The organism is Candidatus Pelagibacter communis (genome assembly GCF_001180205.1).
In the GTDB taxonomy this organism is placed as follows: Bacteria; Pseudomonadota; Alphaproteobacteria; order Pelagibacterales; family Pelagibacteraceae; genus Pelagibacter; species Pelagibacter ubique_O.
Genome location: NZ_CVSU01000066.1, coordinates 1 through 1,137, shown reverse-complemented (window position 1 = coordinate 1,137; position 1,137 = coordinate 1). Strand labels below are relative to the sequence as shown.

The window sequence follows — 1,137 nt, the reverse complement described above, 5'->3', positions numbered from 1 at the left end:
TGAAAAAAACAATATCAGCTGCAAAACCACCAATATTTTGGAAAGATAAAGAAATTACAAGAAAACAAATTATGCTTTGGAAACCTGAAAATTTAAAAAAATTAATTTATAAGTTAAATGATATAGAGCTTCAGATTAAAAAAAATTTGAGCAATTCACTTCAGGTTGTTACTGATTTCATTCTAGAAATACCTTTGACTGATCCTAATAATTAGATTTAATTATATCAATAATCTTATTAAGTTGCTCTAAATCTTTATATTCAAAACTAATTTTACCTTTATTTCTTTTAGTATTCTGTATATCAACATTTAAACCAATTTTATTCGATATAGATAATTCTAGCGCAATAATGTTCGTATCTTTAGATTTTCGTAATGTATTTTTTTTATTTTTAAAAATTTTCACAAAATTTTCTGATTGTCTTACAGAAAGCTTTTTTTCAATAATTTTGGCAGCTACAAAACTAGCATTACTTAAACCTACCAAAACTTTAGCATGACCAGCTGTTAATTTTTGTGTTTCAATTAATTTTATTACATCATCAGGTAATGTTAAAAGTCTTAAAGAATTCGTTATATGACTTCTACTTTTGCCAATAAATTTTGAAACCTTATCTTGATCATAAGAGAATTCATCAATTAATCTTTTATATCCTTGAGCTTCCTCTAGAGGATTTAAATCATGTCTTTGAACATTTTCAACAATTGCAAACTCTAAAGATTTTAAATCGTCTGCTTCAGTAATTACTACGGGAACATCGTGTAGGCCGGCTCTTTGGGCTGCCAACCATCTTCTCTCACCAGCTATTATCTCGAATTTTGTTTTATCATCATTTGATTTTCTTACAATGATAGGCTGGATCATACCTCTTTCTTTAATCGAATTTGTTAGTTCTTCTAAGTTTGATACATCGAATATTTTTCTTGGTTGAAATTTGTTTGGAACTAAATCACTTATAGCTAATTGATTTTTTTTAGGCTCTACTCTTATTTCGCCTATCAACGATGATAATCCTCTTCCTAACCCCTTTTTAACTTTATCCATTAAGCTGCACTTCCCAATGTTGATTCTTGATTTATAAATTCATCAGTGAAACTAAAATATGATTTACTACCTGGACAAGTTTTATCATAA

1 protein-coding gene and 1 pseudogene are annotated in these 1,137 nt (G+C 27.7%); one reads left to right on the top strand and one right to left on the bottom strand.

Features of this window, described 5'->3' with window-relative positions; translation table 11 throughout:
* Nucleotides 1-215, top strand: a pseudogene (locus tag AMO08_RS05765) (DNA polymerase III subunit delta); the annotation flags it as partial.
* Here AMO08_RS05765 and AMO08_RS02675 read toward each other — a convergent pair.
* A complete protein-coding gene (locus AMO08_RS02675) occupies nt 205-1,047 on the bottom strand; it encodes a ParB/RepB/Spo0J family partition protein (RefSeq protein ID WP_075484885.1) in 843 nt (280 codons plus the stop codon). The pseudogene AMO08_RS05765 and the gene AMO08_RS02675 overlap by 11 nt on opposite strands.
* Between the last annotated feature and the right edge of the window lie 90 nt (nt 1,048-1,137).